This window comes from Brevundimonas sp. GW460-12-10-14-LB2, assembly GCF_001636925.1.
Classification (GTDB): Bacteria; Pseudomonadota; Alphaproteobacteria; order Caulobacterales; family Caulobacteraceae; genus Brevundimonas; species Brevundimonas vesicularis.
The window spans coordinates 1,580,498-1,605,905 of record NZ_CP015511.1; the positions used below are offsets into that span (position 1 = coordinate 1,580,498).

The following is a 25,408-nucleotide window of genomic DNA, read 5'->3' on the forward strand; positions in this document are numbered from 1 at the left end:
GGCGCAACTCCCCATTCAGACGAACCCGAAGGGCGCAACGCACCTCATGGCGCAGCAGTATATTTTCCAGATGCAGGGTCTGACCAAGACCTTCCCCGGCGGCCGCAAGATCTTCGAGAACATCTGGCTCAGCTTCTACAACGACGCCAAGATCGGCGTCGTCGGCGTCAACGGCTCGGGTAAATCCACCCTGCTGAAGATCATGGCCGGCCTGGACAACGAGTTCAACGGCGAGGCCCGCGCCGCCGACGGCATCAAGCGCGGCTATCTGGAACAGGAGCCCCAGCTCGATCCGGCCCTGAACGTGCGCCAGAACGTCGAGGCCTGGTGCGAAGAGAAGCAGTGGGTCAACCGCTTCAACGAAGTCGCCGCCGAACTGGGCGAGAACTACACCGACGAACTGATGGAGGAGATGACCTCCCTTCAGGAAAAGATCGACGCCGGCGACGTCTGGGACATCGACAGCCGCATCGACCAGGCCATGGGCGCCCTGCGCTGCCCGCCCGACGACTGGGAAGTCACCAACCTGTCCGGCGGTGAAAAGCGCCGCGTGGCCTTGGCCCGCCTGCTGCTGTCCAAGCCCGACATGCTGCTGCTCGACGAACCGACCAACCACCTGGACGCCGAATCCGTCGCCTGGCTGCAGCACCACCTGGAAAACTTCCCCGGCTGCGTCATCCTGGTGACCCACGACCGCTACTTCCTGGACCTCGTCACCAAGTGGACGCTGGAGCTGGATCGCGGCAAGGGCCACCCGCACGAGGGCAACTATTCCTCGTGGCTGGAAGCCAAGACCAAGCGCGTCGTGCAGGAGCAATCGGAATCCGAAGCCCGCCAGCGCGCCCTCACCCGCGAACTGGAATGGGTCCGTTCGGGCGCCAAGGCCCGTCAGGCCAAGTCCAAGGCCCGTCTGGCCGCCTATGAGCGGATGGTCGAGGAACAGGAATCGATGCGCGGCGCCCAGACGCACGCTCACATCCAGATCCCGCCTGGCCCGCGCCTCGGCAACGTCGTTTTGGAAGTCGAGGGCCTGCAAAAGACCTATGGCGACAAGACGCTGTTCGACAACCTGACCTTCAAACTGCCGCCCAACGGCATCGTCGGCGTCATCGGCCCGAACGGCGCCGGCAAGTCGACCATGTTCAAGCTGATCACCGGCCAGGAACAGCCAGACGGCGGCACGATCAAGGTCGGCGAGACCGTCAAACTGGCCTATGTCGATCAGTCGCGCGACGACCTGAAGCCCGACGAGACCATCTGGCAGGCCATCTCGGGCGGCACCGACGTGATGATGGTCGGCAAGCGCGAGATCAACACCCGCGCCTATGTCGGCAGCTTCAACTTCAAGGGCGGCGACCAGCAGAAGAAGGTCGGCCAGCTTTCCGGCGGTGAGCGCAACCGCGTCCACCTGGCCAAGACCCTGGCCTCGGGCGGCAATCTGATCCTGCTCGACGAACCGACCAACGACCTGGACATTGAGACCCTTCAGAACCTCGAAGAGGCTCTGGAAGAGTTCGCGGGCTGCGCCGTGGTCATCTCCCACGACCGCTGGTTCCTTGACCGCTTGGCCACCCACATTCTCGCCTTCGAGGGCGACGGCCATGTGGAATGGTTCGAGGGCAACTTCGAAGCCTACGAACAGGACAAGATGCGTCGCCTGGGCGCCGACAGCATCATCCCCAAGCGCATCCAGCACCAGAAGTTCGGCCGCTGATCGCCTGATCTGACAAGAGGAGCCGCTGCATGACCCAACGCCCCGCCGTTCTCATCATGCAGCGGCATCTCGCTCCGCTCTCGGGATTTCTGGAGAGCGCCTACGACGTCTATCGCTTCTGGGAAGGTCCGCCGATCGAGGCCGCCCACGAAATCCGCGTCATGGTCGTCGCCGGCGAGGCGGCCCTGGACAAGGCGCTGATCGAACGTCTGCCCAATCTCGACCTGATCGCCTGTTTCACCTCCGGCTATGACGGGATCGACATCGACTGGTGCCGCCAGCGCGGTCTGCCCGTCACCCACGCCCCCGGCGTCAATCACGAGGATGTCGCCGATCACGCCTTGGGCTTGATCCTGGCCGCACGCCGCCAGATCGCCTCGGGCGACCGTCAGGTCCGCGAAGGCGGCTGGACCTTCGAGACGCGCACCATCACGACGTCGCTCGCCGGCCAGAAGCTGGGCATCGTCGGCTTGGGCCACATCGGAAAAGCCGTCGCCGACCGCGCCGAGGCCTTCCGAATGGCGGTCAGTTGGTGGGGGCCGCGGCCGCACGACGCAGAATGGCCGCGCGCCGACAGCCTGCTGGCGCTCGCCAAGGCCAGCGACATCCTCGTCGTCGCCTGCAAGGCGGACGAGACCAATCGCGGTCTGATCTCGCCGGACATCATCGAGGCGCTTGGTCCCGACGGCCTGCTGGTCAACGTCTCGCGCGGTCAGGTCGTGGACGAGGACGCCCTGATCGCCGCCTTGAAGTCAGGGACATTGGGTCAGGCCGCCCTGGATGTCTTCATCGAAGAGCCGACAGACCCAGCCCGCTGGGCCGACGTGCCCAATGTCATTCTGACGCCCCACACCGCCGGGGCCACGACTGCCGGGGTGCAGGGCATGCTGATGCTGCTGATCGAAAATCTGCAGGCGCATTTCGCGGGCGAGCCGCTGAAGACGCCCGTCGTCTGACTTCAGCGGGGACGCTGCGGCCGCTCGTCCGCCGTCACCACGCCGTCGCCGTTCTTGTCCATCGCCTTGAAGGCGGCGGCGAGGCCCACGTCGAACTCTTCGCGAGTAATGCGCCCGTCCGCATCGGCGTCGAAGCGCGCCAGCATCCGACCGCCGCGCGCATTGGCCAGTTCGCTGGCGTCGACTACGCCGTCTTCATTGGCGTCCAGCCGGTTGAACATCTGGGTCATGCGCGCCTGCATCTGGGCCAGGTTTTCGCGCTCCGGCGGCCGCATCTGTCCGCCCATAGGCCGCCCTGACATTTCAGGCCCAGACATTTGAGGCATGGGCGTCTCGGGAAAGTCGCTCTGGGCCAGCGCCGGACTGGCGGCGGCGACAGCAAGAGCGGCGATGAACAGGCTACGCATGAGATCACTCCAAAAGGGTCTGTGGACTTTAACGCACGCACGAACCATTCCCGTCGACGCGGTTCCAAGAAACCGATTTCACTTGCCAAATCATATAAGGATATCTTTATATGAGCATATGAGTTTGTCCGCCGATCAGACTGTCGAAGCCCTGCGCGCCGCTGGCGAACCCACCCGTTTGCGCGTTCTGTCGCTGCTGGCGGGCGAAGAGCTGTCGGTCATGGAAATGTCCCGCATCCTGGACCAGAGCCAACCCCGGGTGTCGCGCCATCTGAAGCTGATGACCGACGCCGGACTGATCGAACGCTTTCCCGACGGCGCCCGCGTCTATTATCGTCTGTCCCACGACGCCCAGGCGCGCCGGTTGATCGACACGGTGCTGGACATCCTAGCCGAGGACGCCGGCGAGGCCGATCATCGGCGTCTGGACGAGGTCCGCAAGGACCGCGAAGAAGCCGCCGCCAGCTATTTCGAACAGGTCGCGCCCCAGTGGGACCGCCTGCGTTCGCTCTACGTCAGCGAAAGCGCTGTCGAGGCGGCGCTGGAAAAGGCTGTGGGGCCCGGCCCCTTCGAACGCGTCGTCGATCTGGGCACGGGCTCTGGCCGGATGCTGACCCTGTTCGGCAAGAAGGCCAAGATGTCAGTCGGGCTGGACCTCAGCCAGAACATGCTCAACATCGCGCGCACCAACGTCACCAAGGCGGGAGTGGAACAGGTCGAACTGCGCCACGGCGACATCTTCGCCACCCGCCTGCCCGCCGCCAGCGCCGATCTGGTGATCGTGCATCAGGTGCTGCACTACCTGTCCGATCCGTCCGCCGCCGTCGCCGAGGCCGCCCGCCTGGTCAGTCCGAACGGCCGCTTGGTCATCATCGACTTCGCTCCGCACGACTTCGAACATATGCGTGAGGCGCATCAGCATCGTCGCCTGGGCTTCGCCGACAGCGAGATCAACGGCTGGCTGCTCGACGGCGGCCTGACGCCATCGGCCCCCATCGCCCTGCCCCACGACGCCGAGGGCCTGACCGTGACCATCTGGACGGCGGAACGCCGCGTTCAGGATAGAAAGACCGCCTGATGGCCTCCTCCGCCTCCCTCAATTTGGCCGACGCTCGCGCCCTGCTGCTGTCGCCGCTTGGCCCCGTAGCCCGCGCCGGATCGAACCGCGATGCCGTGCGCGTCTCGTTCGAATTCTTTCCACCCAAGACCGATGAGGCCGAGGCCAATTTGTGGAAGGCGATCCGCCGTCTGGAGCCGCTGAACCCCGCTTTCGTCTCCGTCACCTACGGCGCCGGCGGTTCGACGCGCGAGCGGACCCACCGCACAGTCCAGCGCATCATCACCGAGACTTCGCTACGCCCTGCCGCCCACCTGACCTGCGTCGAGGCCAGCCGGGAAGAAGTCGATGAGGTCATCGAAGGCTACAAGACCATCGGCGTCGATCACATCGTGGCTCTGCGCGGCGATCCGCCCGGCGGGGCTGGCATTGGCGGTGCCTATCAGCCGCGCGCCGACGGCTATGCCAACGCCACGGAACTGACCGCCGCCATCAACCGCATCGGCGGTTTCGACGTCACGGTCGGCGCCTATCCCGAGCGCCATCCCGAAAGCCCCTCCATCGATCACGACATCGAGGTGCTGAAGGCCAAGGTCGACGCCGGTGCGACCCGCGCCGTCAGCCAGTTCTTCTTCGACATCGACGCCTTCCTGCGCTTCCGGGACCGGGTGCGGGCGGCGGGCGTCACCATCCCCCTGATCCCCGGCGTCATGCCGGTGTCCAACTTCGCCGGTCTTCAGCGGATGTGCGGCGCGTGCGGCGCCAGTATCCCTGAGTGGCTGAAGGCGCATTTCGACGGCCTGGACGACGATCCCGAAACCCGCAAACTGCTCGCCGCCTCCGTCGCCGCCGAGACTTGCGCGCGTCTGCAGGAAGAGGGCTTCTCGGACTTCCACTTCTACACCCTCAACCGCGCCGACCTCGTCTATGCGATCTGTCGCGTTCTGGGCGTGCGCGAGACGGCGGCAGCTCAATGACCCGCGCAGAACGCATCGCCGCCCTGCATCAGGCGGCCAAGGAACGCATCCTGGTCCTCGATGGCAGTTGGGGTGTCATGATCCAGCGTCGCGGGCTGGACGAGGCCGACTTTCGCGCGGACCGCTTCGTCGCCGCCAACGGCTATGACGAGAAACACCAGATGAAGGGGAACAACGACATCCTCTGCATCACGCGGCCCGATGTCATCGCCGACCTGCACGACCAGTATTTCGCCGCCGGCGCCGACATAAGCGAAACGAACACCTTCTCGGGCACAACCATCGCCCAGGAGGACTATGCCCTGGACGCCCAGGCGGTGTGGGACATCAATCTGGAGGGCGCGAAACTTGCCCGCGCATCGGCCGACCGCTGGACCGCCAAGGAGCCGCACAAGCCGCGGTTCGCCGCCGGATCCATCGGCCCGCTGAACAAGATGCTGTCGATGTCGTCTGACGTGAACGACCCCGGCGCCCGGAGCGTGACCTTCGACCAAGTCTATGAGGCCTATCGCCATCAGGTGAAGTCGCTGAACGAAGGCGGGGTCGATCTCTATCTGATCGAAACCATCACCGACACGCTGAACTGCAAGGCCGCGATCAAAGCGATCAAGGACTTGGAAGACGAAGGCATGGACGTCCTGCCCATCTGGATCAGCGGCACCATCACCGACCGCTCGGGCCGCACCCTGTCGGGCCAGACGGCCGAGGCCTTCTGGAACAGCGTACGCCACGCCAAACCGTTCGCTGTCGGCTTCAACTGCGCCTTGGGCGCCGACCTGATGCGACCCTTTATCGCCGAGCTGAGCCGCGTCGCCGACACCCTGGTCGCCGCCTATCCCAACGCCGGCCTGCCCAACGCCATGGGCCAATACGACGAAGAACCGCACGAGACCGCCCACTTCATCGAGGAATGGGCCGCCTCCGGCCTGGTCAATATCGTCGGCGGCTGTTGCGGCACGACGCCGGATCACATTCGTCACGTCGCCGAAGAGGTCGCGCCGCTGAAGCCGCGCGCCATCCCGGAACGGCCGGTGGCCTTGCGTCTGTCCGGCCTCGAACCTTTTGAATTGGTAGCGTAAGTGCGTCCTGTCTTCATCAACGTCGGCGAACGGACCAACGTCACCGGCTCGGCCAAATTCCGCAAGCTGGTGGTCGAGGGCGACTATTCGGCCGCGCTGGACGTCGCCCGACAGCAGGTCGAGGCCGGCGCCCAGATCATCGACGTCAATATGGACGAAGGCCTGCTGGACGGCGTCGTCGCCATGCGGACCTTTCTGAACCTGATCGCGGCCGAGCCCGACATCGCCCGCGTGCCGGTGATGATCGACAGCTCCAAATGGGAGGTGATCGAGGCGGGCCTGAAGTGCGTCCAGGGCAAGCCCATCGTCAACTCGATCAGCATGAAGGAGGGCGAACAGGCCTTCCGCGACCATGCGATCAAATGCCTGCGCTACGGCGCCGCCGTCGTGGTCATGGCTTTCGACGAGGTCGGTCAGGCCGACACCGCCCCGCGCAAGATCGAAATCTGCACCCGCGCCTACAACATTCTGGTCAACGAGGTCGGCTTCCCGCCCGAGGATATCATCTTCGACCCCAACATCTTCGCCGTAGCGACAGGGATCGAGGAGCACGACAACTACGCCGTCGACTTCATCGAAGCGACGCGGGCGATCAAACGCACCCTGCCCTATGCCCGCGTCTCGGGCGGGGTGTCGAACGTCTCGTTCAGCTTCCGCGGCAACGAGCCGGTGCGCCGCGCAATCCACAGCGTCTTTCTGTATCACGCCATCAACGCCGGCATGGACATGGGCATCGTCAACGCCGGCGACCTGCCGGTCTATGACGACATCGACGCCGAACTGCGCGAGGCGGTCGAGGATGTGATCCTGAACCGGCCGCAGCGGACCAATGTCTCGAATACCGAGCGGCTGGTCGACATGGCGCCCCGCTACAAGGGAGAAAAGGGCCAGGCGCGCACCGTCGATTTGAAATGGCGCGAACAGCCGGTCGGCAAGCGGATCGAGCACGCCCTGGTCAACGGCATCACGGAGTTCATCGAGGCCGACACCGAAGAGGCGCGCCTGGCGTCCGAGCGCCCGCTGCACGTGATCGAAGGCCCGCTGATGGACGGGATGAACGTGGTCGGCGACCTGTTCGGCTCCGGCAAGATGTTCCTGCCGCAGGTGGTAAAGTCCGCCCGCGTGATGAAACAGGCCGTCGCCTGGCTGGAGCCCTTTATGGAGGCCGAGAAGGCCGGCAAGCCGCGCGAGCAGGCCGGCCGCATCCTGATGGCCACCGTCAAGGGCGACGTCCACGACATCGGCAAGAACATCGTCGGCGTCGTGCTGCAATGTAACAACTACGAGGTCATCGACCTGGGCGTTATGGTCCCGGCCGACCGAATCCTGGACGAAGCCAAGGCTCACAATGTCGACATCATCGGCCTGTCCGGCCTGATCACGCCGTCGCTGGATGAAATGGTCTTCGTCGGCGCCGAGATGGAGCGGCGCGGCTTCGACATACCCCTGCTGATCGGCGGCGCCACCACCAGCCGCACCCATACGGCGGTCAAGATCGAGCCCGCCTATCGCCGGGGCTCGACCACCTATGTCGTCGACGCGTCGCGCGCCGTCAGCGTCGTCTCGGGTCTGTTGTCCAAGACCGAGCGCGAGAAGAACGAGGCCGCCACCCGCGACGAATACATCCGCATCCGCGAGCAATATGCCCGCGGCCAGGAGGTGAAGGCCCGAGCGACCCTGGCTCAGGCGCGCGAGAACCGCTTCCGCATCGACCCCGCCCAGCCCATGCCCGGCAAGCCGTCTTTCCTCGGCGTGAAGGCGTTTGACGCCTGGGACCTGCAGGATCTCGCCGACCACATCGACTGGACGCCCTTCTTCGCCAGCTGGGAGCTGATCGGTCGCTATCCGCTGATCCTGGACGACGAGATCGTCGGCGAGGCCGCGCGCGACCTGTTCGCCGATGCGCAAGTCATGCTGAAGCGGATCATCGACGAGAAGTGGTTCACGGCCAAAGGCGTCGTCGGCTTCTGGCCCGCTCGCGCCGACGGCGACGATGTCATCGTCTTCACCGATGAAAACCGTGACGCGGAGATCGCCCGCTTCCACACCCTGCGCCAGCAGATCAAGAAGTCGAACGGCAAGCCGAACCTGGCTCTGTCCGACTTCATCGCCGATGCGGGTGACGACTATATCGGCGCCTTCGCCGTCACCGCCGGTCACGGCGAGTTGGAGGTCGCCAAACGGTTCAAGGATGTCGGCGACGACTACTCCGCCATCCTCGCCACCGCCCTGGCGGACCGTCTGGCCGAGGCCTTCGCCGAACGGCTGCACAAGGAGGTCCGCACCACACTGTGGGGCTATGCCGCCGACGAAACGGCCGACATCGACGCGCTGATCGCCGAACAATACCAGGGCATCCGCCCTGCCCCGGGCTATCCCGCCCAGCCCGATCACACGGAAAAGGCCACACTCTTCCGCTTGCTACAGGCCGAAGACCTCGCCGGCATGGCCCTGACCGAGAGCTATGCCATGACGCCGCCGGCCTCGGTGTCGGGCCTCTATTTCGGCCATCCCGGCAGCCACTATTTTGGTGTCGGCAAGATCGATCTGGACCAGGTCGAGGATTACGCCCGCCGCAAGGGTTGGGATGTCGGCACCGCCGAGCGCTGGCTTGCCCCCATCCTCAACTACGATCCCTACGCCCCCAAACGCGAAACGGCGGCTTGAGCCGCGCTCAAGCCGCCGTCTGTCATCGGACAAACGCCGAACTGATCAGTTGATACCGACGCTCTCCAGCGTGGCGGGCGGCGTGGTGATGTTGTCGCGCAGGCGGCGCGCGGCGTGCTCGCAGCGACCCGGCAGACCGAAGAACAGGCCGAACGACTGGCTGCGCGCCTCGGCGTCGGGGTTTGCCATCAACGGCGCCCACTGCGCCTTGACGGCGGCGACGGCCTGCTCAGCCTCGGCCTTCAAAGCCGCCGATTGGCGCGGCGCGGCTGCGGCCAAGGCGCTGCGGAAATCTTGGGCTTCAAGACGGCCCAGCCGCACCAGCTCGACATCCTCCGGCGCGCGCGACGTCAGCGTCTCGCCCAGATCAGCATGTCCGGTCACCAGCGCATCGCACCACGCCACCAGCGGATAGTCTGCACTCGGCGCGCCGCGCGGCAACGGCCGTGCATAGGCGATGGCCTCGCGCGTCTTCAACGCATCGGCGGTCTCGCCCGAGCGATTACCCGTCACGATCGGCCCATCCTGCGCTTGAGCGACAGCTGCGCCGGCAGCCAGCAGCGACAGGACCGACAGTCCGGGAACGACAAATTTCAGCATGATCTTCCTTGGAGGGGCGCGCCGCAAACAGGCGACGATCCGTAACGCTCGCCCGCCCGAATGGTTTTTCTACGGCGCCGCTTAAACGAAAAAGGCGGCGGAGCGTTGCTCCGCCGCCTCAGTCTCGTGTCGTTGACCGGCCCTAGAACTTGGCGGTCAGACCGACGTAATAACGGCGACCCAGCACGTCGTAGGTCGACGGGTCGGTGTTGGCTTGAACGCCTGGAACAAAGACGTTTGGCTGTTCGTCGGTGAGGTTGTTCACACCGCCGCGCAGCGACACCGTGTCGTTGATGGACCACGAACCGTTCAGATCGAAGTAGTCGATGGAAGGCAGAACCTCGGTGGTGTTGATCACCGTGATTTCGCCAACCCGACGCCAGCGTGCGCCGACCGAGAACGGACCGCTCGCCCAAGTCACCGACGTCAGAGCTTTCCATTCCGGGAAGGTGTTGCCGAACGAGCTGTCGATCGTGCCCGTACGGTCCGTAAAGGCGCCGCCTTCGACAACGTTGTCTTCGTAGTTCTCCAGCCAGCTGATAACCGTGTTGAACTTCAGACGGCCCCAATCGCCACCACCGATATCGGCGATGTTGAAGGCCCAGTCGGCTTGGAAGTCGACGCCGGACGTTCTGATCATGCCGAGGTTGGCTTGGTTTTCGATCGCGCCGGTGATGTTACCCGACAGCGGATCGCGGCTGAACAGCTGGCAGTAGCTATTAGCGTTGCTGAACGTCGGGTTTTCGCCCGTGACGTTGAAGCAACCGGCCAGCGAGTCATCAGCCGCAATCGATCCGATCGCATCGGTGATTTCGATGTTGTAGTAATCGATCGAGGCCGAGAAGCCCGACAGCCAGGGCGACGCAAACTGCGACTGATAAACAAGGCCAGCCGACCAGCTGTCCGACGTCTCTTCAAACAGGTTCGGGTTACCGCCGGTGCGGCTTTCGACCTGGTTGTTCGAGAAGGTGTACTGATCGATCGCTTGCGGCGAGATGCCTTGCGCCAAGCAGAGCGCGCGCACAGCTGCAGCGTTGGAGCCTTGGCGGAAGCTGCTGCGGATGTCGCAGGGATCACCGCCAGTGCCCGTCGCCGACGGCGCGCCAATGCTGGGGAAGTTCGTGCTGGCGGTCGCAAACAGTTCGCCGATCGAAGGTGCACGAACCGAGCGGCTGTAACCGCCGCGAGCGCGCAGGCCGCCGGCGACGGTCCAATCGAGCTCCGCACGATAGGCCTGAGTTCCGCCAGCGGTGCTGTAGTCGGCGTAACGATAACCGAGGTTCAAATCCAGCTGCTCGACGAAAGGCAGATCCGACAGCAGCGGGACCAGCGCTTCGATGAACAGTTCTTTGGAGTTCGTACCGCCGCTCAACGAAGGCGTCGGGTTGAAGCCAGCGATTTCGGACCCGCCGATGTTGCCGCCGTCCGGTTGGCCATTAGCCCCAAGGTGAGGCGTGACAGCGTTCTGTTGAGCGAGCGACGAGTCGGCGCCGAATGCGAAGTCGTCCTGACGATATTGGGCGCCCAGAGCGACGCGAACTTCGCCGGCCGGAAGGTCGAATGCCTTGCCTTGCAGCGAAGCCTCGATCACGCGCTGTTCCGTGACGGTGGAGTTACGCGCCGACCGGCCGATGTAGCTGACGCACTCGGCGGACAGGGCCGTTACGCCGAACGGATCGAAGCCGCCCGCGCACAGACTGCGACCGCCGTCAGCAGCGTCCAGAAGGCGCTGTACCGACGAACGAGACACGTTACCGGTCTGTGTCGTCGTGTTGGAGACGCGGCCGTACGAACCATAAACGTCATACGTCCAGGTGCTTTGCGGCACCTGACCACGGACGCCCGTGGTGATCTGATAGATGTTGTACTCTTCGATCGAGTGACGACCGCCCAGCGCAGTGAAGCGCTTGTTGAGCAGGAACGAGCCATTGGGGTTGGCGCGCGCGTTCAGCAAAGTCCGAAGATCAGCCGTGATGAAGGGATTGGTCGCTGGGACACGGAAGCCGGTGCTGCTGGCCGCCGGACTGGCCGCCAGCTCGGTGTCGCCCTGATATTGCGTGAACAAGGCGTTGGCGTAAACTTCGGCGTTGTCGTTAATCTTGTAACGACCACCGCCATAGACGTTGTAGCGGTCCAACGGCAGCTGGAGATAGTTCAGCGGACCCGTATTGAACGTATAGTTGGCGCCCGGAGCGGTATATTCAGCGCCACCACCAGGCGGAACCTTGAAGTTAAGCTTGCCGGTATAAGAGAACAACGAGTTGTCCTCGTTGAAGCCGAAGGCCCCGGTGTTGGCAAGCGTTGCGTTGCCGAAATAGGCGCGAACGGCGGCAAGGCTCGGAAGATTGTTGCTGTCGAAGATCGTCGAACCGAGGGGCGAGGTGCCCGAGGGACCGGACACAGCCGAGAAGTCACGCGCGGCGTTGAAGATCACATCGCGGGTCGAACGGCCGAGCGACAGCACCATGTTGCCGCGGTCATCGTCGAAGTTGCCGCCGACGGTGACCGAGTAGCTTTCGGTCTTGCCGTCGCTGCGATCGGTTTCACCGTACTGGGCGTCGACTTGAACGCCCGAGAAGTTCTCGTCGAGGATGAAGTTCGCGACACCAGCCAGGGCGTCCGAACCATAGGCCGCCGAGGCGCCGCCCGAGATGACTTCGATGTTCTTGATCAGAGCAGTCGGGATCAGGTTGACGTCAACCGAACCGTCCGAGTTCGACGGCACGACGCGACGGCCGTTCATCAGAACCAGCGTGCGGTTCGAGCCAAGGTTACGCAGGTTGATGTTGGCCTGGCCGCCATTGGACGGGTTGTTCGAGGTCGACGAGATCGACGGCGTGAACTGCGGCAGATCGTTGATCAAGGTGTCGATCGTGACCGAACCCGTCGCCTGGAAGTCTTGGGCGGTGACGGTGACGATCGGGCTGGTCGAACGGTAGTCCTGACGGGCGATGCGCGAACCCGTGACGACGATCTCGCCGACGTCGGTCGCTTGGTCGTCAGCCGACTGTGCGAACGAGGGCGTAGCGGCCATCGCCAAAGCGGCGCCGCCGATGATCGTGGTTGCCAGCAGGCCACGACGATATCTGTTGGTGTTCAAGGCTTGTTCTCCCAGAAGAGCCAAGTTCGTTAGAAACGAACTGCTCAATACATTAGCCATTTGCCGACCATGCGATCGGTTGGGCGCGAGAGCATACCAACGCAGGCGTCAAGTCCAGCGAGAAGGTGGCGCTTGAACACATTGGCGACACGCCTGTCGCAAAGACGACACACCGTAGTCGCTACAGCGACATCGGACACACCTTGATTTCTAGTGATATACTGGCCGCCAACTTAACGAGACGAAGAAGATTATGACCCGCTCAGCTGTCGTAAGTGCCAAAAAAATCACCGCTCTATCGGTTGCATCGGTTATTTTTTGGTCAAATCAGGCTCAGGCGCAGCAAGATTTGTCTTCGTCGGGGAGCGACCTGGTCGGAGCCGTCACGCAATGCACGACGATTGAGGCCAACGCCGCCCGGCTAGCGTGTTTCGACGCCGCCGCAGCTCGATTGGCAGCCGCCGGCGAGGTCGCGATCGTCAGCCGGCAGGATGTGGAGCAGAATCAACGCCGGTTGTTCGGTTTCAACGTCACAGGCTTGAACCCCTTCAGCGGATCAGGGCGGTCGGAAGAGTTGCAGTCCATCTCGGCGACGATGACATCAGCCCGAAACCTTGGCAGGGGCGAATGGTCTATCACGCTGAATGACGGCTCCGTGTGGCGAAAGACCGACGGCGTAGACGTGCTCTTTTCGGCTGAGCGGCAGTATCCAGTGACTGTGCGCAGGGCGGCGTTGGGAAGCTACATGATGAAGGTGGCGAACGATCCGCCCTTCCGCGTCCGCCGCGAGTAGGCCTCTAGCTTTGGATCATCACCCGCGCTGCATAGGGTGCGGGCTCCGGCGTGCAGGAGGCGGCGATCAGTTGCACCGCGGCGAGACACAGGATCGCCGCCGCGACGAACGGAAGCCGATTTGATACAGCGTTGGCGATCGAACGGGCCATTGTGGGCGCTCCAGGCATGATTACCGAGACGTTAACGCAAGCTCTGCGCCAAACGCGAGGGTGGCGATGATCCCGTTCGTTAGGGCGTTCGACTTCGCCTATGGGCGGCGCGATCAGGTGTCGCCATTGATCCAGCGGGTGATCGCCGACAATCCGGGGCCTTTCACCTTCACCGGGACGGGGACCTATATCGTCGGCCGACCTGACCAAGCGGCCGAAATCGCGGTGATCGATCCGGGCCCGCTGGATCATGCGCATCTGGCGGCGCTGATAGCGGCGGTCGAGGGGCGGCGGGTCAGCCATGTGCTGGTGACGCATACGCACCGGGATCATGCGCCTTTGGCCCGGCCATTCGCCGAGGCGACCGGAGCGCGGATTTGGGCCGCCCGGCCTCCGGTGCGGGAAACGCATGCGTCGGGTGCGCTCGATGAAGATGACGATGCCGACTTCGCGCCCGATGTGGTGCTGACGGGCGGCGAGGTCATCGAAGGCGACGGCTGGACGATCGAGGCGATATTCACGCCCGGTCACGCGTCAAATCATATGGCTTTCGCTCTGCGCGAAGAGAACGCGCTGTTTTGCGGCGACCATGTCATGGGCTGGTCGACGACGGTCGTGGCGCCGCCGGATGGAAGCATGCGGCAGTATATGGCCAGCCTGGATGCGGTGATCGCGCGCGACTTCGACGTGCTGTGGCCGACGCACGGGGCGCCGGTGACGCAGGTGCGGCCGTTTCTTGAGGCCTATCGCGCGCATCGGCTGGAGCGGGAGGCGCAAGTGCTCCAGCGGCTTGCGGCGGGGGATCGCACGATCGCGCAGATGGTCCCGGTTCTGTACGCCGCCGTCGATCAGCGGCTGTGGCCGGCGGCGTCGCTGTCGGTGCTGGCGCATCTGATCAAGCTGGTCGAGGACGGCGCGGCGACCAGCGATGAGGCGCCCGGCCTGTCGGCGCAGTTCCGGCTGGCTTAGCGTCCCGCTTCCAGGTTTCGAGTGATTTTCGCGGCGAGGCGGCAGGTGGCGCCGCCGTCGGGACGGCTGCCGCGTGCGGCGACGCGGATGTCGGTGCGGCCAGGGCGGATGCGAACGACGGCGTCGGTGGCGAAGCCGAACCAGGCGCCGGCATGCACGGCTTCGACCTGGAAGGTTGTGGCGCGGGTGACGACGAAGCCGGCGTCGACCAGCGCCGAGGTCGCCTGCTGGGCCAGGACCTGGGTCGGGATGGCGTCCACACCGTCACAGGTCTGCGGCGCGCCGCTGCGCACGCCTGCGGCGCGCGGCAGGCCAGGCGGCTCGTCCAGGTTGGTGCTGACGTCACGTGGATGGGGCGTCGCATCCTGGCCCTGACGCAGCACGAAGCCGGCGACGGTCGCGCCCGAGAGAACCAGCGCCGCCAGCGCATAAATCCCCCTGCCCTTCAGGTCGCGCAGCGCCAGCACCGCCGCCACCAGAGCCGCCGCCAGACCGACCCAGGCCAGGAGGCGCGCCACGGTCCAGGTCAGCAGGTCGTAACCGATCGCCAGATCGAGCCCGCCGAACCGCGTCGCCGTGACGGCCGCCACGATCAGCACGAAGGGCGCCGCCGCAAGCGCCGTCAGCCAGGGCAGAATGGCGGGTACGGGCTTTCTGGTCGGCATTCAGGCTCCTGTTCTAACTTAGGCAGCGGTCGGCAGACGATAGTCCTTCATCCGGTCGCGCAGAAGCTTCTTGTCGATCTTGCCGGTCGCGCCCAGCGGGATGTCGTCCACGGCGACCACGTCGTCGGGCATCCACCACTTGGCGATCTTGCCGGTCAGGAAGTCCAGATGCTCCTGCTTGTCCAGCGTCTCGTCGGGCTTGAGCTTCAAGATCAGGACGGGCCGTTCGGCCCATTTGGGGTGGGCCGCGCCGATGACGGCGGCGATCTCGACCTTGGGGTGACCCACGGCGATGTTCTCGATCTCGATGGAGCTGATCCACTCGCCGCCAGACTTGATCACGTCCTTGGCGCGGTCGGTGATCTGCATGAAGCCCAGGTCGTCGACCGTGGCCACATCGCCGGTGTCGAAGAAGCCTTCGTCGTCCAGGATCGAGCCGTCTTCCTTGAAGTAGGCGCGGCTGATCGTCGGCCCCTTGACCATCAGACGACCGAAGGTGGCGCCGTCGTGAGGCAGTTCGGCGCCCGCCTCGTCCTTCAGCTTCAGCTCGACGCCCAGCGGCGGCACGCCCTGCTTCAGGCGGTACTTCATCTGCTCGTCGTACGAGAGCCTCAGGATTTCGGGCGGCAGGTTGGCGATGGTGCCGATGGGCGAGGTCTCGGTCATGCCCCAGGCATGGGTCACCTCGACGCCGAAATCGTCCTGGAAGCCGCGGATCAGGCTTTCGGGGCAGGCCGAGCCGCCGATCAGCACGCGCTTCAGGGTCGAGAAGCCCAGGCCGTTCTGTTTCATGTGGGCGAACAGGCCCTGCCAGACGGTCGGCACGGCGGCCGAGAAGGTGACGCCCTCCTGTTCAATCAGCTCATAGATCGACTGACCGTCCATCTTGGCCCCCGGCATCACCAGCTTGGTGCCAGCAGCCGGGCCGGCGAAGGCGATGCCCCAGGCGTTGGCGTGGAACATCGGCACGACCGGCAGGATCACTTCCTTGGGCGTGGCGCCCATCACCGTGGCCTGAAGGCCCATGAAGGTGTGCAGGAAGTTGGAGCGGTGCGAATACAGCACGCCCTTCGGATTGCCCGTGGTGCCAGAGGTGTAGCAGAGGCCGCAGGCCGTCTGTTCGTCGAAGTCGCCCCAGACGACGTCGGTCGATTGACCGGCGATCGCGTCCTCATAGGCGACGGCCTTGGGCAGCTTCGTCTGCGGCATATGGGCGGCGTCGGTCATAATGACAACGCGCTCGACCTTGGGGATATGCGGCAGGATCGCTTCCAGCAGCGGCACGAAGGTCAGGTCGACGAAGATGATCCGGTCTTCGGCGTGATTGATGATGTAGACGAGCTGTTCGGGAAACAGACGCGGATTCAGGGTGTGGCACACGGCTCCGATGCCCATGATGCCATACCAGGCCTCGATATGGTTGGCGGTATTCCAGGCCAGGGTGGCGATGCGGTCGCCCGGCCGGACGCCCCAGTCCTTCAGCGCGCTGGACACGCGTTTGGCCCGTTCGTGGATCTGGGCGTAGGTCGTGCGGACGATGGGCCCCTCGACCGAGCGCGTCACCACCTCGCGCTCGCCATGCCAGTTTTTGGCGTGGTCGATGATCTTGTCGACCGTCAGCGGCCAGTCCTGCATCAAGCCCAGCATGTCGTATCCTTGTCCCTTGGATGCGTCTGCTTTGATGCGACGCTTGAGCCGACGCTAACATCGGTGATCGGCGATAAGCAACGTGACGCAGCGTCAGCCACGGCGCGGCGGATCGTCCCCCGTGGCGTCGGCCGGTTCGGCCGTCTAGAAGGCCGCCCATGACCATATTGATCGCGATCACGGGGGGCTCCGGCTCCGGCAAAAGCACCCTGGCGGAGGCGCTGGTCTCGGCCCTGCCGGAAGGCTCGGCCGTGCTGGTGCGCGAGGACAGCTATTATAAGGACGCAGCCTCCCTGCCCGGCTTCGACGCCGCGACCTTCGACTTCGACGATGTGACGGCGCGCGATCACGACCTGATGATCGCGGACCTGAAGGCATTGAAGGCTGGACGCGCGGTGACGGCGCCGGTCTATTCCTTCATCCACCACGGCCGCGAGCCGGGCGGCGAGCCGATTCCGGCGGCCGAGGTGGTGATCGTCGAGGGCACGCATGTTCTGTGCACCCCCGACCTGACCGCCCTGTTCGACATCCGGGTCTTTGTGGACACCCCCGCCGACATCCGCTTCATCCGCCGCCTGCTGCGCGACCAGGCCGAGCGCGGCCGATCGGCGGATTCGGTCGTGGCGCAGTATCTGGCGACGGTGCGTCCGGGTCACGAGCGCCTGACCGAACCGTCGCGCACCCACGCCGACTTCATCGTCGCCGATGCGACGGCCGCCGTCCGCCTGGAAGATCCCCAGGCTGTGGTGCGTCTCGCCGCGCCTGTCCTGGCCCATCCGCTGCTGCAGGCGCTGCTGGGCGACTAGAGCCACAGGTATGTGATGCGGTCTTGCGTATCTATCCGCGAGATCGTGAGGATGAACTGCGTTCAGCGGCCCGCTCAACCGCCTCTCTCCGCGAGCCTACTTCTGCTCTGAGGGAGACAGGACGTTTAGATCAGTCCCGCCAGCGGCGACGACGGGTCGGCATACATCCGCTTGGCCATCCGCCCAGCCAGATAGGCGTCGCGGCCGGCGATGACGGCGTGCTTCATCGCCTTTGCCATGCGGATCGGGTCCTTGGCCCCGGCGATGGCGGTGTTCATCAGGACGGCGTCGCAGCCCAGCTCCATCGCCAGGGTCGCGTCCGAGGCCGTGCCGACGCCCGCATCGACCAGCACCGGCACCTTGGCCTGTTCGACGATCAGGCGGACGTTGATGGGGTTCTGGATGCCCAGGCCTGAACCGATGGGGGCGGCGGCGGGCATGATGGCGGCGGCCCCGGCGTCTTCCAGCCGCTTGGCCATCACCACGTCGTCGGTGCAATAGACCATGACGTCGAAGCCGTCCTTGATCAGCAGATCCAGCGCCCGCAGCGTCTCGATCATGTCGGGATAGAGGTGGGCGGTGTTGGACAGCACCTCCAGCTTCACCAGGCTCCAGCCGCCGGCCTCGCGCGCCAGGCGCAGGGTCCGCACCGCGTCCTCGCCGGTGAAACAGCCGGCGGTGTTGGGCAGGAAGGTGAAGCGGTCCGGCTTCACGTAGTCGACCAGCATCGGCTGGTTCGGATCGGTCAGGTTCACCCGGCGCACGGCCACGGTGACGATCTCGGCGCCCGCAGCCTCGGCGGCGGCGGCGTTCTGGGCGTAGTCGGCGTATTTGCCGGTGCCCACGATCAGGCGCGAGGTAAAGGTGCGGCCGGCGACGGACCAGGTTTCGGAGGCTGTATCGGTCATGGAGCCTGACCTACGCGCCCCGGCCGCGAAGCGAAAGGCCGCAGGGATCACACGGCGTTGCGAGAGACCATCAGATAGACTAAACTAAGTGGACTAAGTTCAATGGAGACACGTCATGGAGACGGTCAATATTCATCAGGCCAAGACGCATTTGTCCCGCCTGATTGAGAAGGCGGCGAAGGGCGAACCCTTCATCATCGCCAAGGCCGGCAAGCCGATGGTGAAGGTGACGGCCCTAGATGACACGCAGAAGAAGCCGGTTCAGCGCATCGGGTTTATGAAGGGCGAAGGCGTGGTTCCTGATGACATCAAGACGCCCTTCAAGGACGACATTGAAGACATGTTCTACGGCAAATCGTGAACCTGCTTCTAGATACTCATCTTTTGATCTGGGCCGCTTTCGACACGGGGCGACTGAGCGAAAAGGCCTGTGAACTGATCAATGACCGTGACAACACCCTTCATTTCAGCGCGATGAGCATATGGGAAATCGCTATCAAGACGGCTCGGAATTCCGAGGACTTCTCGATCGATCCCAAACGGCTCCATTATCTGCTCACCGTGAATGGCTTCGTGGAGGTGGTCATGACCAGCGAGCATGGGATCGTCGCGGGGCAACTTCCGTTGCTCCATCGCGATCCTTTTGATCGCGCCTTAATCGCTCAAGCGCGCTGCGAAGACTTGACCTTGTTGACGGCGGACAGCGCCATCAGCCTCTACGAAGGCCCTATCCTCAAGGTCTGATCACCCGCCGCCGACGAACTGAACCAGCTCAATACGATCGCCTGCGGCCACTGGCGTGGCGGCGTGCAAGGACTTGGGCACGATCTCGAGATTGCGTTCGACGGCGACCTTGCGCGGGTCCAGCGACAGTTCCTCGACCAGGGCCAGGATGGTGGCGGCCCGGACCTGGCGTGGCTCGCCATTGAGATGGATCTGGTGCATGCGCATTCTCCCTGACCTTCGCCTCGCCGACCGTCGCGCGTCAGATAGACGGTGACAGGTCGCTTCGCCAGACTGTGCGCTCAGCCCGCCTCAAACAAGAAGGCGCCGACCGCAACGGCCAGGGCCGCGAAGGTCGCCACCACGGTTCTCAGGATCAGTTTGCCGTCCTGGCGCATCCTCGGCGCTCCCTCAGGCCGTCCCGACCGGGGACGATGGCGGCCGGCGCTGCGAAATCCACGCCATCGCACGTAACGTCGGGTAAGGTTCGACGCCGCGAGCGTTTGACCCAGGCCCCACGTCGGCTAAAAGGCCCCTCTTGCGCCGCGCTGCGCCGGATCGATTCTGGAACCATGGCCGAAACGCCCGTCATTCATGTGCTGAACGGCCCCAATCTGAACCTGCTCGGGGTTCGGGAGCCGGACATCTATGGCCGCGACACCCTGGCGGACATCGAGCAGCGCTGCGTCAGGGCGGCCGGCGAGGCGCACATCGTGTTTCGCCAGACCAACCATGAAGGCGTGCTGGTGGACTGGATCCAGGAGGCGCGCGAGGGCGCCCACGCCCTGATCCTCAATCCGGCGGCCTATGGGCATACGTCGGTGGCGCTGCACGATGCGCTGAAGACGCTGTCGATCCCGGTGATCGAGTTGCATCTGTCCAATCCGGCGGCGCGCGAGGCGTTTCGCCATCACTCCTATGTGTCCTCCGCGGCGACCGGCGTCATCGCCGGCTTCGGCGCGGCGGGCTATGAACTGGCCGTCCAGGCGGCTCTCACCCAGGTTCGGGAACGCGGCTGAGGCCCGTCCCGTTTACTCAAGACCACGAAAGACAAGGCGCACTCCAATGGCCGATGACAAGAAACACGCCGAAATCGACGCCAGCCTGGTTCGCCAGCTGGCCGACATCCTGAACGAGACCGACCTGACGGAAGTCGAGGTCGAGCGTGGCGACCTGCGCATCCGCGTGGCGCGCGAAGTCACCGTCAATGCCGCCCCGGTTCAGTACGCCGCCGCCCCCGCTCCGGTCGCCGCTGCGCCCGCCGCCGCTGCTGCGCCTTCCGCCATGCCGTCGGATCCGGCGACCATCGTCGCCCGCGCCGGCGAAGAAGTGAAGTCGCCGATGGTCGGCACCGCCTATCTGCAGGCCTCGCCGGAAGCTCCGGCCTTCTGCCAGCCGGGAGACAAGGTCAAAAAGGGCCAGACCCTGCTGATCGTCGAAGCCATGAAGACGATGAACCCGATCCAGGCGCCGCGTGACGGCGTTGTGGCCGAAATCCTGGTCGGCGACGCCCAGCCGGTCGAGTTCGGCGAACCCCTCGTCCTGCTGGAAGCCTAAGCCGTGTTCACCAAGGTCCTGATCGCCAACCGCGGCGAGATCGCGCTGCGCATTCACCGGGCGTGCAAGGAGATGGGCATCTCAACCGTCGCCGTGCACTCCGAAGCCGACCGCGGCGCCATGTGGGTGCGGCTGGCCGACGAGAGCGTCTGCATCGGCCCCGCCTCGGCCGCAAAGTCGTATCTGAACATCCCCTCGATCATCGCGGCGGCGGAAATCACCGGCGCCCAGGCGATCCACCCTGGCTATGGCTTCCTGTCCGAAAACGCCCGCTTCGCCGAGATCGTCGAAGCCCACGGCATGACCTTCATCGGTCCCAAGCCCGAACATATCCGGGTCATGGGCGACAAGATCAGCGCCAAACAGACGGTCAAGGACGCCGGCATCCCCGTCGTCCCCGGCTCGGATGGCGAAGTCGAGACCGTCGAGGCCGCCATCGAGGCGTCCAAGTCCATCGGCTTCCCCCTGATCGTCAAGGCGGCGGCGGGCGGCGGCGGACGCGGCATGAAGGTCGCCCTGACGCCTGACGACCTGGTCGAGGCGGTCCAGACCGCCCAGTCCGAGGCCAAGGCCGCCTTCGGCAACGGCGCCGTCTATATGGAGCGCTATCTCCAGAAACCGCGCCACATCGAGATCCAGGTCATCGCCGACAGCCACGGCAATGTCGTCCACCTGGGCGAACGCGACTGCTCGCTGCAACGCCGTCACCAGAAGGTGCTGGAAGAGGCCCCCTCGCCCGCCCTGTCGGCCGAAGGCCGCAAGCAGATCGGCGAGACGGTCAACAAGGCCATCGCCGCCATCGGCTATCTGGGCGTCGGCACCATCGAGTTCCTGTGGGAGGACGGCGAGTTCTTCTTCATCGAGATGAACACCCGTCTGCAGGTCGAGCATCCGGTTACGGAAATGATCACCGGCGTCGATCTGGTGCGCGAACAGGTGCGCATCGCCGCCGGTCTGCCGCTGTCGTTCACCCAGGACGACATCGAGTTCAAAGGCCACGCCATCGAGGTGCGGATCAACGCCGAGAACCCGGAGACCTTCACCCCGTCCCCAGGCAAGATCACCGACTTTCACGCACCGGGCGGCTTGGGCGTGCGCCTGGATAGCGCGATCTACGCCGGCTATTCGATCCCGCCCTACTACGACAGCCTGATCGGCAAGCTGATCGTCCACGGTCGCGACCGCGAAGAGGCCATCGCCCGACTGAAGCGTTCGCTGAACGAGGTCGTGATCGGAGGCGTCGATACGACCATACCCCTGTTCCAGAAGCTGCTGGCCGAGCCGGACATCCTGTCGGGCGACTACGACATCCACTGGCTGGAGAAATGGGCGGCCCGTCAGAAGGGCGACGCCTGATTTTCTTTTCGTCATTCTCGGCCTTGTGCCGAGAATCCATAAACTCCGTCTTCGACGCGGTACGCCGCTCGCAGCACCGGGCGTATGGATCCTCGCCACAACGGCGAGGATGACGGATTTCAGGAATAGGCGATGACCGACCCCGATTTCAGCGCCAGCGGGCCTTTCGGCGGTTTCGGCCCCGAGGACCTGCTGGCCTGTTACGCCCGGGGCGTGTTTCCGATGGCCGAGGCGCGTGATGATCCGCGCGTCTTCATCATCGAGCCGGAACAGCGGGGCGTCATTCCGCTGGACGCCTTCCATATCCCCAGCCGACTGCGCCGCACCGTACGGGGCGAACCGTTCGAGGTGCGGGTCGATACCGCCTTCGAAGCGGTGCTGGACGGCTGTGCGGCCGCGCAGGGCCCTGATCGCGAGGACACCTGGATCAACGGTCCGATCCGGCGGCTGTACGCCGCCCTGTTCGCCATGGGCTTCGTCCATTCCATAGAGTGCTGGCGGGACGAGCGGCTGGTCGGCGGGCTTTATGGCGTATCGCTGGGCGGGGCCTTCTTCGGCGAGAGCATGTTCAGCCGCGAGCGGGACGCCTCCAAGGTCGCTCTAGTCCATCTGGTCGCGCGCCTGCGAAAGGGCGGGTGGACCCTGCTGGACGCGCAGTTCCTAACCGACCATCTCAGCCAGTTCGGTGCGGTTGAAACCCCTCAGGCGGCCTATCTGGAGCGGCTTCAGCCCGCGCTGTCAGTCAGGCCGGACCAAGGGGCGTTGCGCGCGCGCCTGACCGGCGCAGAAGCCGTCGCCTTAGCCATCGCCTAGTCTGTCCGGACACGATTTAGGGCCCGTCCCGACAGCTTAGGCTTGGCGTCTCCGCCCGGCCCGGCGGTCAATGGCGGCATGACACAGACCCCGCCCGAAGCCCCGCCCCACCCGTCCGTTCTACGCGAAATCCGAGAGATCGCCCTGACGCTGATCTTCGCCATCATCCTGGCGCTCGCGATCCGCATCGTCCTGTTCCAACCCTTCACCATCCCTTCGTCGTCGATGGAGCCAGGGCTGGTGACCGGCGACTACATCGTCGTGTCTAAGTATCCCTACGGCTGGAGCACCGCCTCTCTGCCGTTCAATCCGGCGATGTCGCCGGGGCGGCTGTTCGGGGGCGAGCCGAGACGTGGCGACGTGGTGGTGTTCCGCCTGCCGCGCGACCCCAGCGAGGCCTGGATCAAGCGCGTCGTCGGTCTGCCGGGCGACACGGTCGAGGTGCGGGGCGGCGTTGTGTTCGTCAATGGCGATCCGGTGCGCCAGACCCGGCTGGACATCGTCGCCGATTACGATGCGCCGCAGAGACGGGTCCAGCAGGTGCGCGAGACCCTGGCCGACGGACGATCCTACATCACCTACGACGGCGGATCGGGCCTGCCGGGCGACGACACGCCTGTGCGCCGTGTGCCCGCAGGCCATTATCTGATGATGGGCGACAATCGCGACAATTCGCTGGACAGCCGCTGGCCGCCCGAGATCGGCGTCGGCCTGCTGCCCGCCGAGAACATCATCGGCCGGGCCGAGGTGGTGCTGGCCTCTTGGAAGCCGGGCACCAGCCTGTTCAAACCCTGGACGTGGTTAGACCTTCAGTGGGACCGGTTCCTGGTCCGGGTGCGGTAGACTTGGCTGTCGTCACTCCGGGGCGTCCGCAGGACGAACCCGGAGCCCAGGTGGGCATCGCGGCTTTTGATGCGTTGCAGAGCCAGTCCGCAGCTCTGGATTCCGGGTTCCGCACAGAGCGCAGCCCCGGAATGACGGCGAGCGGCCGAACAGGCCTAACGCGCGCGGTACTCTTCGAAGCTGACGACGCCGTCGTGATTGCGATCCAGCCGGTCGAAGTCGGCGCGGGTGGGCGACGACTGGGCCAGGGAGGGTGCGGCGACTGCGCCCAGCGCCAGGCCCGCGACGGCGGCGGCCAGCAGGGGTCGCCAGCTCAGGCGGGGTTGAGGACGCGCGGATGACGTCGCGTTCAACTCGGCGTCTATGAAACGGCGAATGGCGTCGCTGGCCGTCCGGCCCTCGTCACGGCACCGGGCCATAAAGGCGGTCTTGGTCGCGTGGGGCAGTCGGATTTCGACCGTTTCGGTCTTCTTCGGCGGCTTGTTGCGATCCATGGCGCGCCTCCTCGCGTCGTCTAAGCTCAGTTCTTACAGCCTACGACCCAGGCGTCGTAATAGGGATTCTGGACCCCGCTGACGGCGGGCGACGAGGCGAACATCCAGCCGCGGAAAATCTGACGCCCCGCCTGACGACCGCGCGGCTGAAGCGAGACGTCCATATAGGCGATGGCGTCCTCGGTCAGTTCGTCCGGCGTCGTGACCTCGCAGGCGCGGGCGGCGAAGATCAGATTCTGGTTGAAGCGCACGGGGCGACCGCCGACCTCGACCTCGAACTTCATCGTCTCGGCGGTGACCTTGTCGATGGCCTGGATGATCGCGAACTTGCGACGCTGACGGCGCGCGGGCGTGGCGGGTTGATCGACGGCCTTCTCCGCGACCGGCTTTTCGGCCTTGACCTCTTCCTCGGCCTTTTCCTCGACGGCGGCGTCCTCGGCGATGACTACGGCCGGCGGCGGGGTCACCGCGACGGGCGCTCGAGGCGCGGGCGCGCCCGCGGGCGGCGTCTCAGTCGGGACCGAGGGCTGGGCCGGGGTGGTGCGCAGAATGTCGCCGATCGGATCCTGTACCGGACGTGCATCGCGCGGCGCGTCCTGAAGCACGCTGGCGGTCACCGCACCGGCGCTCAGCACAGCCGCGACGGACGCCGCGCCCAACAGGATGCGGCGGATTTTCACTCGGGCGTCCAGGCCTGATAGTCGCCGGTCGCGGCCGGGCGCTTGGCGTCGCCGGCCAGCGAGCCGGGCGGACGCCAGGCCAGAGGCGTGCCGGTCAGATTGGGCAGATGCTCTTTCTCCCAGGCGCGACGCGGCAGCGGCTGCTCGGTCGGCGGCAGATCGAAGGTGTAGTGCAGCCAGCCGTGCCAGTCGGGCGTCACCTTGGACGCCTCGGCATAGCCGTCATAGATGACCCAGCGACGCTTGCGGCCGTCGTAGCTGACGTTGTCGCGGCTCTCGTAATAGCGATTGCCGTTCTCGTCCTGGCCGACGAAGCGACCGCGCTTGGCGATGGTGAACCGGGTGCCGATCGTGGCGCCCTCCCACCAGCCGAAAATCTTGCTCAACACGTCGTGGAATCCAACCGTAAGGGGTCGCCGGAAAGGGAGGCGGCGTCTGGTTCGGAT

Annotated in this window: 27 protein-coding genes; 16 read left to right on the top strand and 11 right to left on the bottom strand. The window is 65.1% G+C overall.

Going from position 1 to position 25,408, the window contains the following annotated elements:
* The first annotated feature begins 46 nt into the window (after nt 1-46).
* The gene (gene ettA, locus A4249_RS07905; RefSeq protein ID WP_055755177.1) at nt 47-1,714 is read left to right on the top strand and encodes an energy-dependent translational throttle protein EttA; all 1,668 of its coding nucleotides are present in this window, start codon (nt 47-49) and stop codon (nt 1,712-1,714) included.
* 29 nt (nt 1,715-1,743) lie between these two features.
* Nucleotides 1,744-2,670, top strand: a complete 927-nt coding sequence (locus tag A4249_RS07910; RefSeq protein ID WP_066551860.1) for a 2-hydroxyacid dehydrogenase — start codon at nt 1,744-1,746, stop codon at nt 2,668-2,670.
* 2 nt (nt 2,671-2,672) lie between these two features.
* Here the strand turns inward: A4249_RS07910 and A4249_RS07915 are convergent, their stop codons facing one another.
* On the bottom strand, nt 2,673-3,077 hold the full coding sequence (locus tag A4249_RS07915) for an EF-hand domain-containing protein (RefSeq protein ID WP_066551861.1): 405 nt from the start codon (nt 3,075-3,077) through the stop codon (nt 2,673-2,675).
* A gap of 118 nt (nt 3,078-3,195) precedes the next feature.
* Here A4249_RS07915 and A4249_RS07920 point away from each other — a divergent pair, with 118 nt between their 5' ends.
* The 4 genes from A4249_RS07920 to metH are packed head-to-tail and all read left to right on the top strand — an operon-like array spanning nt 3,196 to nt 8,857.
* Nucleotides 3,196-4,155, top strand: a complete 960-nt coding sequence (locus A4249_RS07920; protein WP_066551862.1) for an ArsR/SmtB family transcription factor — start codon at nt 3,196-3,198, stop codon at nt 4,153-4,155.
* Nucleotides 4,155-5,111, top strand: a complete 957-nt coding sequence (gene metF / locus A4249_RS07925) for a methylenetetrahydrofolate reductase [NAD(P)H] (RefSeq protein WP_066551863.1) — start codon at nt 4,155-4,157, stop codon at nt 5,109-5,111. Before A4249_RS07920 ends, metF begins: the two co-directional genes overlap by 1 nt.
* A complete protein-coding gene (locus A4249_RS07930; protein WP_066551864.1) occupies nt 5,108-6,190 on the top strand; it encodes a homocysteine S-methyltransferase family protein in 1,083 nt (360 codons plus the stop codon). Before metF ends, A4249_RS07930 begins: the two co-directional genes overlap by 4 nt.
* Nucleotides 6,191-8,857: a methionine synthase gene (gene metH, locus A4249_RS07935; RefSeq protein WP_066551865.1), complete on the top strand. Its 2,667-nt coding sequence runs from the start codon at nt 6,191-6,193 to the stop codon at nt 8,855-8,857.
* A 45-nt stretch (nt 8,858-8,902) separates the two neighbouring features.
* On the opposite strand, the gene A4249_RS07940 is transcribed toward metH, so the two are convergent.
* Together A4249_RS07940 and A4249_RS07945 are read right to left on the bottom strand one after the other, a co-directional pair.
* Nucleotides 8,903-9,457, bottom strand: a complete 555-nt coding sequence (locus tag A4249_RS07940) for a hypothetical protein (RefSeq protein ID WP_066551866.1) — start codon at nt 9,455-9,457, stop codon at nt 8,903-8,905.
* A 142-nt stretch (nt 9,458-9,599) separates the two neighbouring features.
* Nucleotides 9,600-12,557, bottom strand: a complete 2,958-nt coding sequence (locus tag A4249_RS07945; RefSeq protein WP_066551867.1) for a TonB-dependent receptor domain-containing protein — start codon at nt 12,555-12,557, stop codon at nt 9,600-9,602.
* A 253-nt stretch (nt 12,558-12,810) separates the two neighbouring features.
* Between A4249_RS07945 and A4249_RS07950 the strand changes: the two genes are divergently transcribed.
* Nucleotides 12,811-13,350, top strand: coding sequence for a hypothetical protein (locus A4249_RS07950; RefSeq protein WP_066551868.1), 540 nt, complete (start codon nt 12,811-12,813; stop codon nt 13,348-13,350).
* Between the two features lie 4 nt (nt 13,351-13,354).
* On the opposite strand, the gene A4249_RS16790 is transcribed toward A4249_RS07950, so the two are convergent.
* Nucleotides 13,355-13,501 (bottom strand): hypothetical protein, encoded by a 147-nt coding sequence (locus tag A4249_RS16790; protein WP_197458487.1) that lies wholly within the window; start codon nt 13,499-13,501, stop codon nt 13,355-13,357.
* Nucleotides 13,502-13,567: 66 nt separating this feature from the next.
* Between A4249_RS16790 and A4249_RS07955 the strand changes: the two genes are divergently transcribed.
* Nucleotides 13,568-14,470, top strand: a complete 903-nt coding sequence (locus A4249_RS07955; protein ID WP_066551869.1) for an MBL fold metallo-hydrolase — start codon at nt 13,568-13,570, stop codon at nt 14,468-14,470.
* On the opposite strand, the gene A4249_RS07960 is transcribed toward A4249_RS07955, so the two are convergent.
* Together A4249_RS07960 and A4249_RS07965 are read right to left on the bottom strand one after the other, a co-directional pair.
* Nucleotides 14,467-15,135, bottom strand: a complete 669-nt coding sequence (locus A4249_RS07960) for a DUF1499 domain-containing protein (protein ID WP_066551870.1) — start codon at nt 15,133-15,135, stop codon at nt 14,467-14,469. The two genes, A4249_RS07955 and A4249_RS07960, sit on opposite strands and share 4 nt — an antisense overlap.
* A gap of 18 nt (nt 15,136-15,153) precedes the next feature.
* On the bottom strand, nt 15,154-16,782 hold the full coding sequence (locus tag A4249_RS07965) for a long-chain-fatty-acid--CoA ligase (RefSeq protein ID WP_066551871.1): 1,629 nt from the start codon (nt 16,780-16,782) through the stop codon (nt 15,154-15,156).
* A gap of 158 nt (nt 16,783-16,940) precedes the next feature.
* Here A4249_RS07965 and udk point away from each other — a divergent pair, with 158 nt between their 5' ends.
* Complete coding sequence (udk, locus tag A4249_RS07970) at nt 16,941-17,588, top strand: uridine kinase (RefSeq protein ID WP_066551872.1); 648 nt, start codon at nt 16,941-16,943, stop codon at nt 17,586-17,588.
* 125 nt (nt 17,589-17,713) lie between these two features.
* On the opposite strand, the gene A4249_RS07975 is transcribed toward udk, so the two are convergent.
* Complete coding sequence (locus A4249_RS07975) at nt 17,714-18,496, bottom strand: thiazole synthase (RefSeq protein ID WP_066551873.1); 783 nt, start codon at nt 18,494-18,496, stop codon at nt 17,714-17,716.
* Nucleotides 18,497-18,611: 115 nt separating this feature from the next.
* On the opposite strand from A4249_RS07975, the gene A4249_RS07980 reads away from it, so the two are divergent.
* Together A4249_RS07980 and A4249_RS07985 are read left to right on the top strand one after the other, a co-directional pair.
* Complete coding sequence (locus A4249_RS07980; RefSeq protein ID WP_066551874.1) at nt 18,612-18,857, top strand: type II toxin-antitoxin system Phd/YefM family antitoxin; 246 nt, start codon at nt 18,612-18,614, stop codon at nt 18,855-18,857.
* Nucleotides 18,854-19,240, top strand: a complete 387-nt coding sequence (locus A4249_RS07985; protein WP_066551875.1) for a type II toxin-antitoxin system VapC family toxin — start codon at nt 18,854-18,856, stop codon at nt 19,238-19,240. Before A4249_RS07980 ends, A4249_RS07985 begins: the two co-directional genes overlap by 4 nt.
* Here A4249_RS07985 and thiS read toward each other — a convergent pair whose 3' ends face one another.
* A complete protein-coding gene (gene thiS, locus A4249_RS07990) occupies nt 19,241-19,441 on the bottom strand; it encodes a sulfur carrier protein ThiS (protein ID WP_066551876.1) in 201 nt (66 codons plus the stop codon).
* 350 nt (nt 19,442-19,791) lie between these two features.
* Between thiS and aroQ the strand changes: the two genes are divergently transcribed.
* From aroQ to lepB, 5 genes are all read left to right on the top strand, one after another.
* Entirely contained in the window at nt 19,792-20,238 is a 447-nt protein-coding gene (gene aroQ / locus A4249_RS07995) for a type II 3-dehydroquinate dehydratase (protein WP_066551877.1), read from the top strand.
* A gap of 46 nt (nt 20,239-20,284) precedes the next feature.
* The gene (gene accB / locus A4249_RS08000) at nt 20,285-20,776 is read left to right on the top strand and encodes an acetyl-CoA carboxylase biotin carboxyl carrier protein (protein ID WP_066551878.1); all 492 of its coding nucleotides are present in this window, start codon (nt 20,285-20,287) and stop codon (nt 20,774-20,776) included.
* Nucleotides 20,777-20,779: 3 nt separating this feature from the next.
* Nucleotides 20,780-22,132 carry an acetyl-CoA carboxylase biotin carboxylase subunit gene (accC, locus tag A4249_RS08005; protein WP_055808513.1) on the top strand — a complete coding sequence of 451 codons (1,353 nt, stop codon included), beginning with the start codon at nt 20,780-20,782 and terminating at the stop codon, nt 22,130-22,132.
* A gap of 132 nt (nt 22,133-22,264) precedes the next feature.
* Complete coding sequence (aat, locus tag A4249_RS08010; protein ID WP_066551879.1) at nt 22,265-22,945, top strand: leucyl/phenylalanyl-tRNA--protein transferase; 681 nt, start codon at nt 22,265-22,267, stop codon at nt 22,943-22,945.
* A gap of 78 nt (nt 22,946-23,023) precedes the next feature.
* Nucleotides 23,024-23,788 carry a signal peptidase I gene (gene lepB, locus A4249_RS08015; RefSeq protein WP_066554910.1) on the top strand — a complete coding sequence of 255 codons (765 nt, stop codon included), beginning with the start codon at nt 23,024-23,026 and terminating at the stop codon, nt 23,786-23,788.
* 155 nt (nt 23,789-23,943) lie between these two features.
* On the opposite strand, the gene A4249_RS08020 is transcribed toward lepB, so the two are convergent.
* Genes A4249_RS08020 through A4249_RS08030 form a run of 3 tightly spaced genes read right to left on the bottom strand, consistent with a single transcriptional unit; the run spans nt 23,944 to nt 25,351 of the window.
* The gene (locus tag A4249_RS08020; protein ID WP_066551880.1) at nt 23,944-24,282 is read right to left on the bottom strand and encodes an EF-hand domain-containing protein; all 339 of its coding nucleotides are present in this window, start codon (nt 24,280-24,282) and stop codon (nt 23,944-23,946) included.
* Nucleotides 24,283-24,308: 26 nt separating this feature from the next.
* On the bottom strand, nt 24,309-24,962 hold the full coding sequence (locus tag A4249_RS08025) for a DUF2155 domain-containing protein (RefSeq protein ID WP_066551881.1): 654 nt from the start codon (nt 24,960-24,962) through the stop codon (nt 24,309-24,311).
* Nucleotides 24,959-25,351 carry an NADH:ubiquinone oxidoreductase subunit NDUFA12 gene (locus tag A4249_RS08030; protein ID WP_026108621.1) on the bottom strand — a complete coding sequence of 131 codons (393 nt, stop codon included), beginning with the start codon at nt 25,349-25,351 and terminating at the stop codon, nt 24,959-24,961. Before A4249_RS08030 ends, A4249_RS08025 begins: the two co-directional genes overlap by 4 nt.
* Between the last annotated feature and the right edge of the window lie 57 nt (nt 25,352-25,408).

What these genes read in the sequence shown, in the direction of transcription:
- A4249_RS08020 (WP_066551880.1), bottom strand. Translation starts at nt 24,282, where the DNA reads ATGGATCGCAACAAGCCGCCGAAGAAGACCGAAACGGTCGAAATCCGA.
- accB (WP_066551878.1), top strand. Translation starts at nt 20,285, where the DNA reads ATGGCCGATGACAAGAAACACGCCGAAATCGACGCCAGCCTGGTTCGC.
- A4249_RS07950 (WP_066551868.1), top strand. Translation starts at nt 12,811, where the DNA reads ATGACCCGCTCAGCTGTCGTAAGTGCCAAAAAAATCACCGCTCTATCG.
- lepB (WP_066554910.1), top strand. Translation starts at nt 23,024, where the DNA reads ATGACACAGACCCCGCCCGAAGCCCCGCCCCACCCGTCCGTTCTACGC.
- A4249_RS16790 (WP_197458487.1), bottom strand. Translation starts at nt 13,501, where the DNA reads ATGGCCCGTTCGATCGCCAACGCTGTATCAAATCGGCTTCCGTTCGTC.
- A4249_RS07955 (WP_066551869.1), top strand. Translation starts at nt 13,568, where the DNA reads ATGATCCCGTTCGTTAGGGCGTTCGACTTCGCCTATGGGCGGCGCGAT.
- A4249_RS07980 (WP_066551874.1), top strand. Translation starts at nt 18,612, where the DNA reads ATGGAGACGGTCAATATTCATCAGGCCAAGACGCATTTGTCCCGCCTG.
- aroQ (WP_066551877.1), top strand. Translation starts at nt 19,792, where the DNA reads ATGGCCGAAACGCCCGTCATTCATGTGCTGAACGGCCCCAATCTGAAC.
- A4249_RS07940 (WP_066551866.1), bottom strand. Translation starts at nt 9,457, where the DNA reads ATGCTGAAATTTGTCGTTCCCGGACTGTCGGTCCTGTCGCTGCTGGCT.
- metF (WP_066551863.1), top strand. Translation starts at nt 4,155, where the DNA reads ATGGCCTCCTCCGCCTCCCTCAATTTGGCCGACGCTCGCGCCCTGCTG.
- thiS (WP_066551876.1), bottom strand. Translation starts at nt 19,441, where the DNA reads ATGCACCAGATCCATCTCAATGGCGAGCCACGCCAGGTCCGGGCCGCC.
- A4249_RS07930 (WP_066551864.1), top strand. Translation starts at nt 5,108, where the DNA reads ATGACCCGCGCAGAACGCATCGCCGCCCTGCATCAGGCGGCCAAGGAA.
- A4249_RS07915 (WP_066551861.1), bottom strand. Translation starts at nt 3,077, where the DNA reads ATGCGTAGCCTGTTCATCGCCGCTCTTGCTGTCGCCGCCGCCAGTCCG.
- A4249_RS07910 (WP_066551860.1), top strand. Translation starts at nt 1,744, where the DNA reads ATGACCCAACGCCCCGCCGTTCTCATCATGCAGCGGCATCTCGCTCCG.
- aat (WP_066551879.1), top strand. Translation starts at nt 22,265, where the DNA reads ATGACCGACCCCGATTTCAGCGCCAGCGGGCCTTTCGGCGGTTTCGGC.
- ettA (WP_055755177.1), top strand. Translation starts at nt 47, where the DNA reads ATGGCGCAGCAGTATATTTTCCAGATGCAGGGTCTGACCAAGACCTTC.
- udk (WP_066551872.1), top strand. Translation starts at nt 16,941, where the DNA reads ATGACCATATTGATCGCGATCACGGGGGGCTCCGGCTCCGGCAAAAGC.
- A4249_RS07920 (WP_066551862.1), top strand. Translation starts at nt 3,196, where the DNA reads ATGAGTTTGTCCGCCGATCAGACTGTCGAAGCCCTGCGCGCCGCTGGC.
- A4249_RS07965 (WP_066551871.1), bottom strand. Translation starts at nt 16,782, where the DNA reads ATGCTGGGCTTGATGCAGGACTGGCCGCTGACGGTCGACAAGATCATC.
- A4249_RS07960 (WP_066551870.1), bottom strand. Translation starts at nt 15,135, where the DNA reads ATGCCGACCAGAAAGCCCGTACCCGCCATTCTGCCCTGGCTGACGGCG.
- A4249_RS07975 (WP_066551873.1), bottom strand. Translation starts at nt 18,496, where the DNA reads ATGACCGATACAGCCTCCGAAACCTGGTCCGTCGCCGGCCGCACCTTT.